Below are 14,344 nucleotides of genomic sequence, written 5' to 3' on the forward strand. Positions count from 1 at the left end.
TGCCATCGGCTTGGCTAGTCGTCAGCGTGAGCGAATACGGTTTTGCGGGCGTTGAGCAAAGAAGGCACGAAGGTGAGGAGCGCGATCGCAAGAGTAACGAGCATCAGTGCCGCGCTGATTGGGCGCTCGAAGAAGACTGCAAGATTCCCTTCTGAAATGAGCATGGCGCGCCGGAAATGCTCCTCTACCATCGGGCCAAGCACGAAGCCGAGAAGGAGAGGGGCAGGATCGCACCCGATCCGTGTGAGCAGATAGCCGCCGAGGCCGGATGCTGCGAGCACGTAGAGGTTCATTTCAAGCCCATTCGCGCTGAACGTGCCGATGCAAGCGAAGGCCAGAATTCCGGGAAACAGCACGGAATAGGGGATGCGAAGCAACCGCACCCAGGCTCCGACCAGAGGAAGGTTCAGGAGCACCAGCATCACATTGCCAATCCACATAGAGGCGATCAGACCCCAAAAGAGCTCCGGCTGGGAGACAATCACCCGCGGACCTGGCTGAATTCCTTGTACGACCATGGCGCCGATCATCAGGGCCATTACGGCGTTCGAGGGGATGCCAAGTGTCAGCATCGGAATAAAGGACGTCTGAGCACCAGCGTTGTTGGCGCTTTCCGGGCCTGCGACGCCCTCTATCGCGCCCTTGCCGAATTCCTCCGGATGCTTGGAGAGCCGCTTTTCCACGGCATAGGAAGCGAAGGACGACAGGAAGGCGCCTCCTCCCGGCAACACGCCGAGAAATGAGCCCAGCATCGTGCCGCGAAAGATCGGGCCTATGCTGCGGCCAAAATCTTCGCGATCAGGCAAAAGCCGAGTGATTTTATGAAATGCGCGCCTCACATCGTCATCCGTCTCGAGATTGCGCAAGATTTCCGCAATACCGAATATTCCGACGGAGACGGCGATGAAGTCGATGCCGCTGCGAAGCTCATCTAAGCCTAAGGTGAAGCGCGTCGCGGACGTGAAGACATCTGTCCCCACCAGGCCCATAAGCAGGCCGAGAGTCGCCATGGCGAGTCCCTTGAGCAGCGAGCCCTGTGAGAGAACCACCACAAGGATGATGCCAAGCAGGGTGAGTGAGAAGTACTCCGGTGCGCCGAACCTCAACGCGATCTGACTGAGGGCGGGAGAGGCGATGGCAAGCACTAGCGTTGCGACGGTACCAGCAACGAAGGAACCGATTGCCGAGATGGAAAGCGCTGGTCCGGCGCGGCCCTGGCGTGCCATTTGGTAGCCGTCAATCGCCGTGACCGCTGTGGATGGTTCGCCCGGTACGTTGACAAGGATCGCGGTGATGGATCCGCCATACTGCGCACCATAGTAAATTCCAGCAAGCATGATCAACGCGATGAGCGGGTCGAGCCCGAGCGTGATCGGCAGCAGCATTGCGATGGTGGCGCTCGGCCCGATCCCGGGCAAAACGCCCACCAGGGTGCCGAGGATACAACCCAAAAGACAGAATAGCAGCGCCAGCGGAGTGCCGGCCTGACTGAGGCCTAGCAGGATGCCATTGAAAACGTCCATAACGATTTCCCGCCGTTAGAGCAGAGCCCAGTTGAAGAGATCGACCGGTACCTGCAGGCCGTAATAGAAGACCACTACGCAGAAGGCCGTCATGCCGGCGACGATGGTCAGGCCGCGTTTGAAGTCGATCGTGCGGCTTGCAGCGACCGCAAGCGTGATCGTCGCGGTGAGGGCCGGTACCAGCCCGAAAGGCCGCAGCAACAAGCCGAAAGCAATCGGTGCGATGGCCACGAAGAAGAGAGCGCGCAGATTGAGAGGAGGGCGCTGCACCTGATCCTCCGCCCCGAGCGTCCTCCGGCGCGCGCTGATCAGGATCCCGAGGCCGAGCAGCGTCAGGATGATGCACAAGGCCAACGGGAAGAACCCTGGCCCCATGGATTCCGCCGATCCTATGTCCAGAGATAGGAGTGTGTTGCAGGCAACAAACACACCGATCCCGAGAAAGACCAGTCCGGCAACCAAGTCGTCTCGAAATGAGGTCATTGACAACTCCTTTCACTGCCGCTTGCAGATCCTAAGAGATCACACCGGATTTATGCCAGGGGCCTTTGCCGAATAGCTGGAACCATAAAGCTCCTGGAGGACCTCATGCGTATGCTGGCCGAGGGCGGGCGGGTCGCGCCTCACCCGCGGCGCTGCGACATCCTTCCAGGGCATGCCAGGAATGGTCACCTTGGTGCCGGAGCCCGGCGGATATTCGATTTCCATAAGCGACCCGCGCTCCAGGATGTGGGGAAGAGTCACCACTTCCGGCAGGGTAAGGATCGGCTCGGAGGGGATGCCTCGCTTGTCGAGTTCGGCGAGCCAGTAATCGGCCGGCTTGGTCTTAAAAACCGCGTAGATCATCTCCAGCATCTTCACACGGTTGACGTTGCGGTCAACCTGCTTCTTGAATTCTGGTATCTCGTCGAGGAAGGCGAATTCCGCAATGGAGACGAATGCTCTCCATGCCTTCTCGTTCGTCACAGCCATGACGAACTCCCGGTCGGATGCCGGAAAGCTCTCATATGGCGCCATGAGCGGATGGGCATTCCCGACACGGGCATAAGGCTTTCCGGTCGCCGTATAGGTGACGATCTGCTGGTTCAGCACCATCATAAGCGCGTCCAACATGGCAATGTCGATATAGCGGCCCCGGCCGGTTTCGCGCCGTTCCATGAGCGAAGCCATGATCGAGACGACAGCGGAAAATCCCCCCACGATATCGGCGATCGGGCCGCCTGCCTTCATGGCGCGGCCGTCCTTCTCGCCTGTCTGGGACATCAATCCGCTGATGGCCTGTACCATGAGATCTATACCTGGTCGGTGTGCCATCGGTCCTGTCTGCCCATATGCGCTGATCGAGCAGTAGATGATGTCCGGCTTGACATTGGCGGTAGCTTCATAATCGAGACCGAAGCGCTTCATCGTCCCGGGCCGGAAATTTTCGACGACGATATCGGCGGTGCGAACGAGATCGAAGTAGATCTGCCGACCTTCGGCCGTGTGCAGGTCCACTTCGACAGAGCGCTTGTTGCGATTCGAAGACATATAGGTCGCGAAGGGAGGGCCCCAATAGCGGGACTCGTCCCCTGTGCCCGGCATTTCGAGTTTGATTATGTCGGCTCCGAGATCGCCCATCAGCATGGTCGAATACGGGCCGGCGAGGGCGCGAGATACATCGATCACACGAATGCCTGCGAGCGCACCCCTGCGCTGGGATCTAATCTCGTCCGATGGATTGATGGCATCCATTGAAGTGTCTCCTTGTTGTACGGAGGGTCCTAGTATTCAGGTCGCTCTTACAGTGTTTCTGATGCTGCCAATGCCCTCGACACCCGCTTCTACGACGTCGCCGTCCTTGAGCCAGATCTGTGGGTTGAGGCCGAGACCGACGCCTGAGGGCGTGCCGGTGGTGATGATGTCGCCTGCCTCGATTGTCATGCCTGCGGAGAGGTTCGACAGGATCGAAGCACAGTCGAAAACCATGTCTGAGATGAAAGCGTCCTGGCGCTTCTCGCCGTTAACAGTGAGCCAAATCCGGTGCTCCTTTGTCACGTCGAATTCGTCGGCGGTGACGATCCAGGGACCGATCGGGCAGGTCGTGTCGAGCGCCTTGCCCTTGAACCACTGACCATGCGACCGTTGCAGATCGCGTGCTGTGATGTCGTTCAATACGGTAAAGCCGAAGATGTAGCTGAACGCCTCCTCGACGGGTATGTCACGGCCGGAGCGGCCGACGACAAATGCGAGCTCCACCTCATAGTCTAGTTTTTGGGTGTGGCGCGGCAGCCGAATATCGGCGTCGGGCCCGATTACGGCAGTAGGTGGTTTGCTGAAGAATTCGGGAACTGCCGGATACTCTGCCGGGACGCCGCGTGCCCGTGCACCTTCCTCTATGTGAAGCTTGTAGTTGCGCCCGACGCAAAAGACGTTCTTGGCCGGCCGAGGAATAGGTGCGAGCAACTCTGCATCAATGAGGGGTGACCAGAGTTCGTGACCTGAGGTCTCCGTCACCCGATACAGGCTCGCCAGGACGTTGGGGCACGCGATGATCTCAAGGACCGAGGTGGGAGCGGGCCCATTGCCCGCCACGCTCCAAGCTCGCGCAATGTCGAGGATACGATCGTGGGCGACGACAGCCGGGCGTTGACCGGCTTTTGTGTTTATGGTGGCGATCTTCACGATGCAGCTCCTGCGACGCTGGCTACGCGGGTTCAAACATCGGGAGAGTGATCTCGTCCGTGACCTTTTCATATCTGAGGCGAACCGGTAAGCCGATTGCAAGACTCTCAGGCGTGGCAGTCTTGATGTTCGAGACCATCATCGCCCCTTCCTCAAGCTCGATCAGGGCGACAACCAGAGGGCCATCGGTTTCAAAGCTCGATTTCGCTGCGACCGTGAAAGTGTGGATGGTGCCCCTTCCGCTGACCGGCGTCCACGTCAGCTTTCGGGATGCACATTCCGGGCAGATGTAGACGGGGTAGTAGGCATAGTTGCCGCAGTCCTCGCAGCGTTGGATCTGCATGCGCTCCGCCTTGCAGGAATCCCAGAAAGGTTGAGAAATCTTGGAGGGAGTGGGAAGTGGACGGGACATGACATGTTCCTCAGTCGCGGCCGAGAATGGCTATGGAGTGATTGGAGGCGACGGCGCTGACGTTGGTCACGAGCCCGAGCTGGGCATTTGGCACCTGTCGGTCGCCGCATTCCCCCCGCATCTGCCGCGCAGCCTCGATAATGTGATTGATTCCGCCACTGGAGCCGAAGGAGAGCAGGCCGCCATTGGTGTTAATTGGCAGTTCGCCTCCGAGCTCAATGCGTCCGCCTTCTGCGAAGGACCCGCCTTCGCCCTCGGCGCAATAGCCAAGCGCCTCGAATTGCATCAGTACGGTGATGGTAAAAGAGTCGTAGAGTTGCGCGACGTCGATATCGCTTGGCTTCACGCCTGCGCGGCCGAAAGCCTCTTTTGCCGCTACTGACTGCACCGTCCTTGCGAGCCCAAAGCGGTTTTTGTCCTCCTGCCGAGCGCCGGTCGCGCGCGCCAGATGCGCCAAGTGGTAGTACGATTGCGCCTGGCCGGTCCCGACAATACGTACGGGCTTCGCTTTGAGGTCCCGCGCTCGTTCGAGCGACGTGATGAGAATGGCGCCCGCACCGTCGCAGATCGGGCTGCAATCGAGGAGACGAAGAGGCGTACTTACCATCGGTGAAGCCAGCACATCATCGATCGTGATCGGCTCCCGTTTGAAAGCCTTGGGATTCATGGATGCGTGCCTGCGGCAAGCAACAGCGATTGCTGCGAGTTGTTCCGGCTTGGTACCGAACTCGTGCATATGGCGCTGTGCCATCATCGCATAGACGCCCGGCACCGTAATGCCGAACGGGACTTCGAATTCAAGCGGATGAGCCCCGTAGTCGATGTAGGCTTTAAGCCCGGTTCCCTTCGGCACACCGGTGAGGATATTGTCGCCACGTAACAGGAGGACGGCCTTGCAGAGACCGCTTTCGACCGCCCACTTCGCGATCTGCACACCGTTCAGATAGGACTGGCCGCCGGTGCGCAAAGTGTCGCAAAACGTCTTGCAATGAATGCCGAGGTGCTCTGCGATAATCATGTGATGGCGAATATTGTCGTTTAGAAATGTGCCGGAGGTCATCAGCCCATCGATATCGTGCTTATCGATTCCGGCATCTTCGATCGCGAGCATGGCCGCTTCTATATGGAGTTCTGTCGGATTGGAGCCGACAAGACGGCCGACTGGCGGTTCGCCAAGGCCGGCAATAACTGCTTCCGAGCCGGGACGGGGCATAAACTACTCCAGGGCGTGAGGGATCGTCGCTGGCTTTGCGCCTGCGGAATGAAGTCATGAGGTAAGGAGACGGGTGGCTTTTCAGCCACCCCGAGGCCCGGGTGTCAGCTCTTCGGAATCCCGGCGGCACTGATGATTTCACCGTACCGCTTGCGCTCGTTGTCGGTGAAGGCTTGATACTCAGCAGGTGTAGAGGTGGCGTAGACTTCCGTGCCAGTCTTGTCGAGCGCATCGACGACGCTGGGTTGTTGCAGCGCCTTGTTGATCGCGTCGGCTACCTTGTCGACGATCACAGGATCGGTGCCGCTACGCGCATAGACGCCATACCAGGAGGTCAACACCACATCCAGGCCTTGTTCCTTGAGGGTCGGCAGGTCCGGTGTGAACTTCGAACGCTTCTCTCCAGCGATGCCGAGGAGTTTCAATTCTCCCGATTGCAGGCCTGGCTGGAATTGAGCGAGCGAATAGAACATCATATCGGTCTCGCCGCGCATCAGGTCCAGCACCGACTGGGTGCCGCCTTGATAGGGGATGTGGCGCAACTTGATGCCGGTGCGCAACTTCAGGAGTTCTGCGCAGAGGTGCGCCGACGTCCCGATGCCGGCGGAGGCATAACTCATTTTGCCCGTCTGTTTAGCCTTCTCGACGAGTTTGGCGACGCTATCGATACCCTTGGAGGCTGGCGTCGCAAGAATCATGCTCTGCCCGCCGACCCGCGCCACGGCGGTAAAGTCCTTGGATGGGTCATAGGGCAGCGATTTGAACATGTTGGGATTAGAAACCTGCGTCGCGACCGTTCCGAAAAGCAACGTATAGCCATCGGGAGCTGCCTTCGCGGCCCGTGCCGTGCCGGGGATCGAGGCGGCACCACCTTCATTCTCGATAATGATCGGCTGACCCAGGTACTTTTCCGCGACGGGAAGCACGATCCGTGCAACGCCATCCGCAGCGGAACCTGCAGGGAGCGGCACGATGATGTGCACCGGGCGGTTGGGATAGCCCTGCTGTGCGACAGCACCTGTTCCTATAGCGAGCATAAAGCCTAACGACAGGCTCATTAGTTTCGTACTCACTTGCTTCCTCCCATTTTTCCGCATTCCGGAAATATTTTCGTATTCCGTAAGGATGCGCCTTTCTGACATGTTGTCAACCCGCGGAGGGCAAAATGCGGGGTTCCGACAATACCAGCACAGTCCCTTGCTTCGGGACAGTTCTTCGGATAGTGGAAATATCTCCGCATTACGGAAAATACCGAGGAGGTTAGACGTGGACCATCAAGCGGAAAAGGTGCTGAGGGAGTTGATCGCCCAGCTCGGACTTTCCACTACCGTGGACCACGACGTCTTCTTCACAGGGGCTGATCCGGTCGTGCCAAGCCGCTACCGCCCCGGTTTAGCGGCCGCTGTGTCGCTTGCCGCCAATGCTGTAGGCATTGCGGAGATCTGGCTCATGCGGGGCGGGCGGACGCAATCGATTGGCGTAGATTTGCGCCGTGCGGCGGTTCCCGGCTTGAGGACTGTGTCTTATCTTCGTCGGGACGGTCATTCGCTGCAGCTCGTCCGACCGCCCTCAGAAAGCAAGGTCTTCTTCAAGACGGCAGACGGGCGGCAGATGTACCTGTTACGTCACGCTTTTTACCATGAGCATTTCAGCCGCCTGCTGGCATTCTTGGATTGCTCCTCGTCGACGGAATCCATCGAAGGAGCCGTCCGCCGCTGGCAAGCAGACGAACTGGAGGAGGCATTGGCCGAGGCAAAGGCAATCGGCGCAATTGCCCGTACCCGGGACGAATGGCTGGCGAGCCCACAGGGTCGGCACCTTGCGACGCGTGTTCCGGTGGAGATCGAAAAGATCGGAGACGGACCGGCTAGGCCTTTCGACGTTGGCGAGCGGCCGCTCTCGGGCATCCGTGTCGTCGATATGGGGCATGTGCTCGCTGGGCCCGTTGTCTCACGGCAACTGGCCGAACAGGGGGCCGAGGTGCTGCATGTCTCGGCCCCGCACCAGCCGGATCCGGCTCACATCGTCGTCGATACCGGACTGGGCAAGCGCTCAGCTTTTGTTGACCTCGACAACCCGGGCGACCTCGAAAGATTTCATGAGTTGATCGTCGAATCGGACGTTTTCGCTCATTCGTGGCGGCCCGGCTCACTCGATGCACGCGGCCTCTCTCCCCAACGTCTGGCAGAATTGCGGCCCGGCATAATCTATGTCTCGGTAAGTTGCTACGGGTACGACGGCCCGTGGTCATCGCGAGCAGGGTACGACCCGCTGGGGCAGGTGGTTAGCGGGCTTGCCGTCGGAGAGGGAAGCATCGAACAGCCCTTACTGGCATCGACCTTCACACTGAACGACTATCTTGCCGGCTATCTTGGCGCGGCGGGTGTTACGAGCGCCCTTCTACGGCGTGCGCGGGAAGGTGGCAGCTATCACGTCAAGGTTTCCTTGGCATCCTGCTCCATGTGGCTCCAGGATCTTGGTCAGCTCCCAAGGGACAACTGGCCGGATGGCCCTCAAGGCGTCAGGGCACTGCCACACCCGCGAGCCGATGAACTGACCGTGAGCCGTACCGTATTCGGCATGATTGAGCATCCATTGCCTATTATACGCTATTCTGAGACACCGGCTCGATGGGATGTGCTACCGGAACCGGCAGGCGCATCTCCGCTTGCGTGGAATTGAGAGACTGGCGTCAAAACGTGGTGTCTTGACGATCCTGCTGCCATAGAACGACTGAGGTAAGGATGAGTGTTGGCGAGGCAAAAGGTGAACAATAGTCTTCCGGAAGACGACGATCCGGACTTTATCAAATCCTTGGCGAAGGGATTGGCGGTCATCGAGTCGTTTGGACCCAATTCTCCAGCCATGACGCTGACTGCCGTTGCGCAGAAAGTCGGTCTCAGTCCCGGGTCGACGCGGCGCGTGCTGGTGACTTTGGTAAAGCTCGGCTACGTCACCTATGTCGAAGGGGATCGCCGCTTTCAGCTATCCGCTCGTACGCTGCAGCTCGGTTATTCTTATCTTGCGTCGCTGCCAGCGTTCAGCCTAATCCAGCCCCGATTGGTGGAACTTTCCGACAAGCTCGACGAATCATGTTCTGTCATGACTCTCGATGGCCGTGAAGTCGTCTGTATCGCCCGTGCTACCGCTAAGCGACTACAACGCGACTACATGTCCGTTGGCACGCGCTTTCCGGCTAATGCCTCGTCTTCGGGAAAGCTTATGCTGGGTGACCTGTCTGACGAGGAATTCGCCAAGCTTTACGGGGATGATGTCACGCTACCAGCGGTGACGCCCTTTACTGTTAACGACCTGCCCAGGCTGCGCCTGCAGATGGAGGAGGCGCGGCGGCAGGGCTGGATCTACACCAACCAGGAAACGGCACTCGGCATGGCATCTCTGGCCGTGCCAATCCGGGTGAATGGCCGCGTGCGCTACGGCCTGTCGACGAGTGCAACCATCACCTATGACGGCCCGACGATCGTCGACAAGTATCTGCCAGAGCTCTTGAAGGCCGCTAAGGCTATGGAAGGGTTCCTTTCAACACGCGGCTGAACCGCTCTGTACCCATTTGCGTCGCGCTTTTGGTGGCGGTTCTGCCAAGTTCCCTTTTGTCGTGAGGGAGGCGGTCGGTTCGTAGCACGGGGCGGAGCATGTTTGGGTTTCCATGTTAGCGGGCGTAAGCGGACATTACCACGACCGCGCTCAAGGATTGTGCCTGACCCAATGCCGACCTTCGACATTTGCGTCAGCCGCAGCCTACATGGGGATTCCCAGCCCAAGTAGAATGCCCTCGGAACGTTGATCGGACTTGAAGTGGACCTGACGTATCGGCTCCATTGGTTCGGTCAGATAATGGGCAAGTCAGGAGAGGACAGCTTGTCCGCTCTCCTGTATCGTGTTCCCACCTTCCCAAAGGTTCAGAACTGCGGGATCGTGCCATGCCCCTGACCACGTCACGCGCCCAGAGCCGCGCCGCCTCGGTGCTCGTTGATCTCGCCCTTCAGGGTGGCGGCTCCCATGGAGCCTTCGCGTGGGGCGTTCTGGACCGCCTGCTTGAGGAGTCTTGGCTTGGAATCGATGGGATCTCCGGCACCTCGGCCGGGGCAATGAACGCCGCCGTTCTGATCGACGGGTATACCGAGGGCGGCCCCGATGGGGCCCGCGCCGCGCTCGAAGACTTCTGGCGGCGTGTTGCGCGCGCCGCGCTTCTCAGCCCATTCCGCCGCGGGCCACTCGACGTTCTGCTGGGCCGTTGGACCTTGGATAGCTCGCCGGCCTTCATCGCCCTCGATCTTGCGGCCCGACTGGTCTCGCCCTACGACCTGAACCCCACAGGCGCCAATCCCTTGCGCGACATCCTCGATGCGAGCATCGACTTCTCCCGCCTTGCCCGCGCCAAGATCAAGCTATTCGTCACTGCCACGAACGTCAGCACCGGCCAGGGGCGGATCTTCCGTAATCACGAAGTGACGCCAGATGCACTCCTGGCCTCTGCCTGTCTTCCGTTTCTCTTCCAAGCCGTGGAAATCGACGGCGAAGCGTACTGGGACGGTGGTTACGCCGGAAACCCGACGATCACCCCATTGGTGCGCGAGTGCGCTTCGAACGATACCATCCTCGTGCAGATCAACCCGGTTGAACGGGCGGACCTACCGCGCACCGCGCGGGAGATCACCAACCGGGTCAACGAGGTCTCGTTTAATGCCACCCTGCTGAAGGAACTACGGATGATCGCCTTGCTGCGGCAGGTGGCGGACCCTGGAAACTGCGAGGGAGCGTTGTGGGCACGAATGCGCGTCCATCGGATTGCAAGCGCGGCCATGACAGAGCTCGGCTATTCTTCCAAGCTCAATGCTGAGTGGGACTTCCTCTGCTACCTCCGGGACGAAGGGCGCCGCTCGGCGGAGGCCTTCCTGGAGGCGCATGCCGATGACCTGGGAGTCCGCTCGTCTCTCGACATTGATGCCGTCGTCGAGGGGACGGGTTGATTTCCATCATCTCGCGGCACTGACCGCCGCCTGTCGGCAGGATCTCGCTTCCTTTCGGCGCAGCGTGGGTCGGAGACACTGCCGTCCCTTGGCGGTCGCCACGCAAGTGCGCGAGACTGCCAGCGGGGTGGCTCGCAGGTCGCGCTAGGTCGAACGATAGGTACGCGGGCTGAAATGTGGGCGCGTTCGCCACGGGCGAGGATCTCTTCGCGGCGGATCGCTTCCCCTTACTTGCGAATGGATTGCCGTCCACGCCAATGGGCAACCCAGAGGCAAGTGACGGCTACGTGCCGGTGCAGATCCTGACCTCAGGACCGGACTCGGAATGGCGCGCCATCCGCCAGCTCTACTTCGCGATGATCATGTCGGCCCAGCAGCGCGTGCGCCTGCAATCCCCGTTCTTCATCCTCGGTGCGACCATCGCGGAGGCGCTCAGGGCAGCGGCGCTGGCGGACATCGAAGTGGACGTGATGGTGAGCGAGTGCGGCGAGGGGCTGAACCAGACGCCGTACTGGGCCGCGAACACCTACCTGGCCAAGGTCGCGGCCGCCGGGGCGCGGGTGCACCTGTACGGGAAAGGCTACCTGCACGCCAAGACGCTCAGCATCGACGGCGAAGTCTGCTCCATCGGCTCGGCCAACCTCGACATCCGCAGCTTCAGCAGCAACTACGAGCTCAACGCGGTGCTCTACGACGCGTGGCTCGCGCAGGAACTGGAGGCGGCATTCGAGCGGATCTCGAGGACTGCTTTCCGTTCGACGCTGCCGCGTACCGGCGGGGTTCAGCCCCTAAGCGGTTGCACGACTCCGTGGCACGCCTGCTCTCGCCCCTGCTCTAGGATTCTGACGGAGAATCGCCGATGACCCTCATTCATATCAAGGCCGGACCCTTCGATTTCGAGGCGCGGCTCGAGCAGGAAGCCGCACCGAAGACCTGCGAGCGGTTCCTGGACCTGCTGCCCTACGAGCAGCGGATCATTCACGTGCGCTGGAGTGGGGAAGGCTGCTGGATCCCCCTCGGCAATACCAATTTCGGCCTCGGCTTCGAAGATGCGACAAGCTATCCGGCACCCGGTCACTTCCTCCTCTATCCCGGCGGCTTTAGCGAGACCGAACTGCTTCTGGCGTATGGTGGGGTCCGCTTCGCGAGCAAGATGGGCCAGCTCGCGGGCAACCATTTCCTGACAATCGGCAAGGGGCACGAAAACCTCCACGCCCTCGGCACCAAGGTCCTCTGGGAAGGTGCCCAGGATATCCTGTTCGAGCGTCGCGACTGAACTCCGCCCGCATCGGCCTGTGCAGGAAGCAATGGGCAGTCATCAGCGGTCGACTTCTTCCCGCGTACGCCCCTGCCGCGGCCGATAGCGCGGCAGGGACCAGTCCCACCGCAGCGCTGCCGCCCGGATGGCGAAGCCGACCAGGAAGCCGCCGGTGAGGGCGTACTCGCGAGCGATCCCGGCGAGCGCCAGGACAACGAAGAGCGCCGCCCCGCATAGGGCAGCCGACACGTAGATCTCGCGGCTGAGGATGACCGGGCTTTCGCCGCCGAGGATGTCCCTGATGATGCCGCCGAAGGTGGCCGTGATCACGCCCATGGCAACGGCGACAATGGGGCCGGTCTCGGCCAGGAGGGCCTTTTCGGCCCCGGTCACCGCAAACAGGGCCATGCCGACGGCGTCACACCACAGCAGGAGCTTGAGCCGCGAAGACGGAACGTGGGCGAGGAAGAACGCCGCGCACGAGACCAGCACGCAGGTGACCAGATACGCCGGCTCCCGCACCCAGAACACCGGGAGCGCGTTGATGAGGGTGTCGCGGATCGTTCCCCCGCCGATCCCGGTCGCGGTGCCGAGCAGCACGAACCCGACCAGGTCCATCTGCTTGCGCGAGGCGACCAGCGCCCCGCTGGCCACGAACACTATAATTCCGAACCAGTCCAGAAAGGCAGCGAAGGTGTTAAACATCTCTCACGGTTCCATCGGGAGGGGCAGGTCATCGTTCCGGCGTTTCACCGGGAGGTTCGGGAACCGGAGGTCTCCGGCGGCAGGCGGCGGGCCATTGGCCAAGGCGTGAAGCGTCCGGACGGAAGCGTCGACTGACGTGCGGGGCTGCATCGTCGCCGTTGGCCCCGGGACGAACCCGACGGACGGTGGCGATGGGCGGGCACCGATTCCCACGGATGGCAGGGCCGCCGGGGTCAGGTCGCCGGTGATGTTGCTGTCTCCGGCACCAGCCAAGCCCCCGCGGCCGCGAGCATCGCCTCGACGCCGGTGCGCAGGGTGGGGTGGATCACCGGTGCGAAGTCCGGGGCATGGTTGGCCGGGATCTGGTCCAGCGTGCCCGCCTGCTCGGCCGCCCGGTATCGCTCCGGGTCGATGCCGCCGACGATCCAGAACACCGCTGGCACGTTCCAGGCGGCCCCGAACAATCCGAAGTCCTCGCTGGCGGTGGCCGGCTCGATCTCGTGCACCCAGTCCGGGCCGAAATGGCGTCGCAGCGCCGCGACGACGCGGTTCGTGGAGGCCTCGTCGTTGCGGGTCAGTGGATACTCGCTGAGCACCGTGTAGTCGGGCGGTTTCGGTGCCCCGGAGGCGGCGGCTTCCGCATCAAGGATGCGCCGGATCGCGGCCAAGGCGCGGGTGCGGACCTGGTCCTTGAACGTGCGGACGTTGAGCCGCAGCAAGGCCCGATCGGGGATGACGTTCTCGCTCATGCCCGCCCTCAGGGTGCCAACGCTGACCACGGCGCTGTCCGTCATCGCGACCTCCCGCGACACCACCGTCTGGAGGCGCATCACGGCGGCGGCGGCCATCACGACGGGATCGATGCTCTTCTGCGGCATCGAGCCGTGCGCGCCGCGGCCATACAGCGTCACTTCCCAACTGTCCCCGGCGGAGAGCATGGTGCCCTTGCGCCAGCCGATCTGCCCGGCGCTGAGGGGCATGACATGCTGGCCGAGTGTCACGTCCGGCTTCGGGAATCGCTTGACCATCCCGTCCTCGATCATGGCGCGGGCGCCCTGGGCGGTCTCCTCGCCGGGCTGGAACACGGCGATGACGGTGCCCTTCCACCGGTCGCGGTTCTCGGCGAGGATCCGTGTCGCGCCCATCAGCCATGCCACGTGCATGTCATGACCGCAGGAATGCGCGATGGCCGTGGCCTGGCCGAATCGATCGGTGCCTCTCTCGCGGCTGGCATAGGGCAGGCCCGTGCTCTCCTCGATGGGCAGGGCATCCATGTCGGCGCGCAGCAGCACCGTCGCGCCATCACCGTTCCCCAGCAGGCCCACGACCCCGGTGCCCCCGATCCCCTCGGTGACCTCGTAGCCGTGCTTCCGCAGCCAGGTGGCGGCAAGTCCCGCGGTCCGCGTCTCCTGCATCGACAGCTCGGGATGGGCGTGGATGTCCTTGTACATCCCCTCGAGTTCGGCCAGCAGCGTCTCGGAGAGAGGTGGCAAGCCGCTTCGGGCGGGGGCGGATCGAGCGGTATCCGCGGTCATGAAGGTCTCCTGTCCATGTCTGCGCTCTTGTCGGCTCCCGGCG

14 protein-coding genes are annotated in these 14,344 nt (G+C 61.6%); 5 read left to right on the plus strand and 9 right to left on the minus strand.

Annotated features, from left to right (window positions below; all coding sequences use genetic code 11):
- Positions 1-14: 14 nt before the first annotated feature.
- The 7 genes from AC522E_RS09720 to AC522E_RS09750 all read right to left on the minus strand — a co-directional run bounded on the left by AC522E_RS09720 (position 15) and on the right by AC522E_RS09750 (position 6,885).
- On the minus strand, positions 15-1,523 hold the full coding sequence (locus tag AC522E_RS09720; protein ID WP_500750227.1) for a tripartite tricarboxylate transporter permease: 1,509 nt from the start codon (positions 1,521-1,523) through the stop codon (positions 15-17).
- 15 nt (positions 1,524-1,538) lie between these two features.
- Positions 1,539-2,006, minus strand: a complete 468-nt coding sequence (locus AC522E_RS09725) for a tripartite tricarboxylate transporter TctB family protein (protein ID WP_500750228.1) — start codon at positions 2,004-2,006, stop codon at positions 1,539-1,541.
- Between the two features lie 39 nt (positions 2,007-2,045).
- On the minus strand, positions 2,046-3,257 hold the full coding sequence (locus AC522E_RS09730; protein WP_500750229.1) for a CaiB/BaiF CoA transferase family protein: 1,212 nt from the start codon (positions 3,255-3,257) through the stop codon (positions 2,046-2,048).
- Between the two features lie 36 nt (positions 3,258-3,293).
- Complete coding sequence (locus AC522E_RS09735; protein WP_500750230.1) at positions 3,294-4,187, minus strand: fumarylacetoacetate hydrolase family protein; 894 nt, start codon at positions 4,185-4,187, stop codon at positions 3,294-3,296.
- Positions 4,188-4,209: 22 nt separating this feature from the next.
- Positions 4,210-4,599, minus strand: a complete 390-nt coding sequence (locus AC522E_RS09740; RefSeq protein ID WP_500750231.1) for a Zn-ribbon domain-containing OB-fold protein — start codon at positions 4,597-4,599, stop codon at positions 4,210-4,212.
- A 10-nt stretch (positions 4,600-4,609) separates the two neighbouring features.
- Positions 4,610-5,812: a thiolase family protein gene (locus tag AC522E_RS09745; protein WP_500750232.1), complete on the minus strand. Its 1,203-nt coding sequence runs from the start codon at positions 5,810-5,812 to the stop codon at positions 4,610-4,612.
- 104 nt (positions 5,813-5,916) lie between these two features.
- Positions 5,917-6,885: a Bug family tripartite tricarboxylate transporter substrate binding protein gene (locus AC522E_RS09750; protein WP_500750233.1), complete on the minus strand. Its 969-nt coding sequence runs from the start codon at positions 6,883-6,885 to the stop codon at positions 5,917-5,919.
- A gap of 193 nt (positions 6,886-7,078) precedes the next feature.
- Between AC522E_RS09750 and AC522E_RS09755 the strand changes: the two genes are divergently transcribed.
- The 5 genes from AC522E_RS09755 (at position 7,079) to AC522E_RS09775 (ending at position 12,079) form a co-directional block, all read left to right on the plus strand.
- Positions 7,079-8,494: a CoA transferase gene (locus AC522E_RS09755; RefSeq protein ID WP_500750234.1), complete on the plus strand. Its 1,416-nt coding sequence runs from the start codon at positions 7,079-7,081 to the stop codon at positions 8,492-8,494.
- Between the two features lie 84 nt (positions 8,495-8,578).
- Complete coding sequence (locus AC522E_RS09760; RefSeq protein ID WP_500750235.1) at positions 8,579-9,367, plus strand: IclR family transcriptional regulator; 789 nt, start codon at positions 8,579-8,581, stop codon at positions 9,365-9,367.
- 386 nt (positions 9,368-9,753) lie between these two features.
- Entirely contained in the window at positions 9,754-10,803 is a 1,050-nt protein-coding gene (locus AC522E_RS09765) for a patatin-like phospholipase family protein (protein WP_500750236.1), read from the plus strand.
- 176 nt (positions 10,804-10,979) lie between these two features.
- A complete protein-coding gene (locus tag AC522E_RS09770; protein ID WP_500750237.1) occupies positions 10,980-11,666 on the plus strand; it encodes a phospholipase D-like domain-containing protein in 687 nt (228 codons plus the stop codon).
- Positions 11,663-12,079 (plus strand): DUF3830 family protein, encoded by a 417-nt coding sequence (locus AC522E_RS09775; protein ID WP_500750238.1) that lies wholly within the window; start codon positions 11,663-11,665, stop codon positions 12,077-12,079. The genes AC522E_RS09770 and AC522E_RS09775 overlap by 4 nt, the downstream gene beginning before the upstream one ends.
- A gap of 42 nt (positions 12,080-12,121) precedes the next feature.
- On the opposite strand, the gene AC522E_RS09780 is transcribed toward AC522E_RS09775, so the two are convergent.
- Positions 12,122-12,766, minus strand: coding sequence for a trimeric intracellular cation channel family protein (locus tag AC522E_RS09780; protein WP_500750239.1), 645 nt, complete (start codon positions 12,764-12,766; stop codon positions 12,122-12,124).
- A 233-nt stretch (positions 12,767-12,999) separates the two neighbouring features.
- Positions 13,000-14,301 carry an amidohydrolase gene (locus AC522E_RS09785; RefSeq protein WP_500750240.1) on the minus strand — a complete coding sequence of 434 codons (1,302 nt, stop codon included), beginning with the start codon at positions 14,299-14,301 and terminating at the stop codon, positions 13,000-13,002.
- Positions 14,302-14,344: the final 43 nt, after the last annotated feature.

The sequence above is a fragment of the Microvirga sp. BF8 genome, assembly GCF_059888585.1.

Bases quoted from the DNA above. Each gene is read 5' to 3' on its own strand.
- AC522E_RS09720 (WP_500750227.1), bottom strand. From the start codon at position 1,523: ATGGACGTTTTCAATGGCATCCTGCTAGGCCTCAGTCAGGCCGGCACT.
- AC522E_RS09780 (WP_500750239.1), bottom strand. From the start codon at position 12,766: ATGTTTAACACCTTCGCTGCCTTTCTGGACTGGTTCGGAATTATAGTG.
- AC522E_RS09745 (WP_500750232.1), bottom strand. From the start codon at position 5,812: ATGCCCCGTCCCGGCTCGGAAGCAGTTATTGCCGGCCTTGGCGAACCG.
- AC522E_RS09725 (WP_500750228.1), bottom strand. From the start codon at position 2,006: ATGACCTCATTTCGAGACGACTTGGTTGCCGGACTGGTCTTTCTCGGG.
- AC522E_RS09730 (WP_500750229.1), bottom strand. From the start codon at position 3,257: ATGGATGCCATCAATCCATCGGACGAGATTAGATCCCAGCGCAGGGGT.
- AC522E_RS09740 (WP_500750231.1), bottom strand. From the start codon at position 4,599: ATGTCCCGTCCACTTCCCACTCCCTCCAAGATTTCTCAACCTTTCTGG.
- AC522E_RS09775 (WP_500750238.1), top strand. From the start codon at position 11,663: ATGACCCTCATTCATATCAAGGCCGGACCCTTCGATTTCGAGGCGCGG.
- AC522E_RS09785 (WP_500750240.1), bottom strand. From the start codon at position 14,301: ATGACCGCGGATACCGCTCGATCCGCCCCCGCCCGAAGCGGCTTGCCA.
- AC522E_RS09765 (WP_500750236.1), top strand. From the start codon at position 9,754: ATGCCCCTGACCACGTCACGCGCCCAGAGCCGCGCCGCCTCGGTGCTC.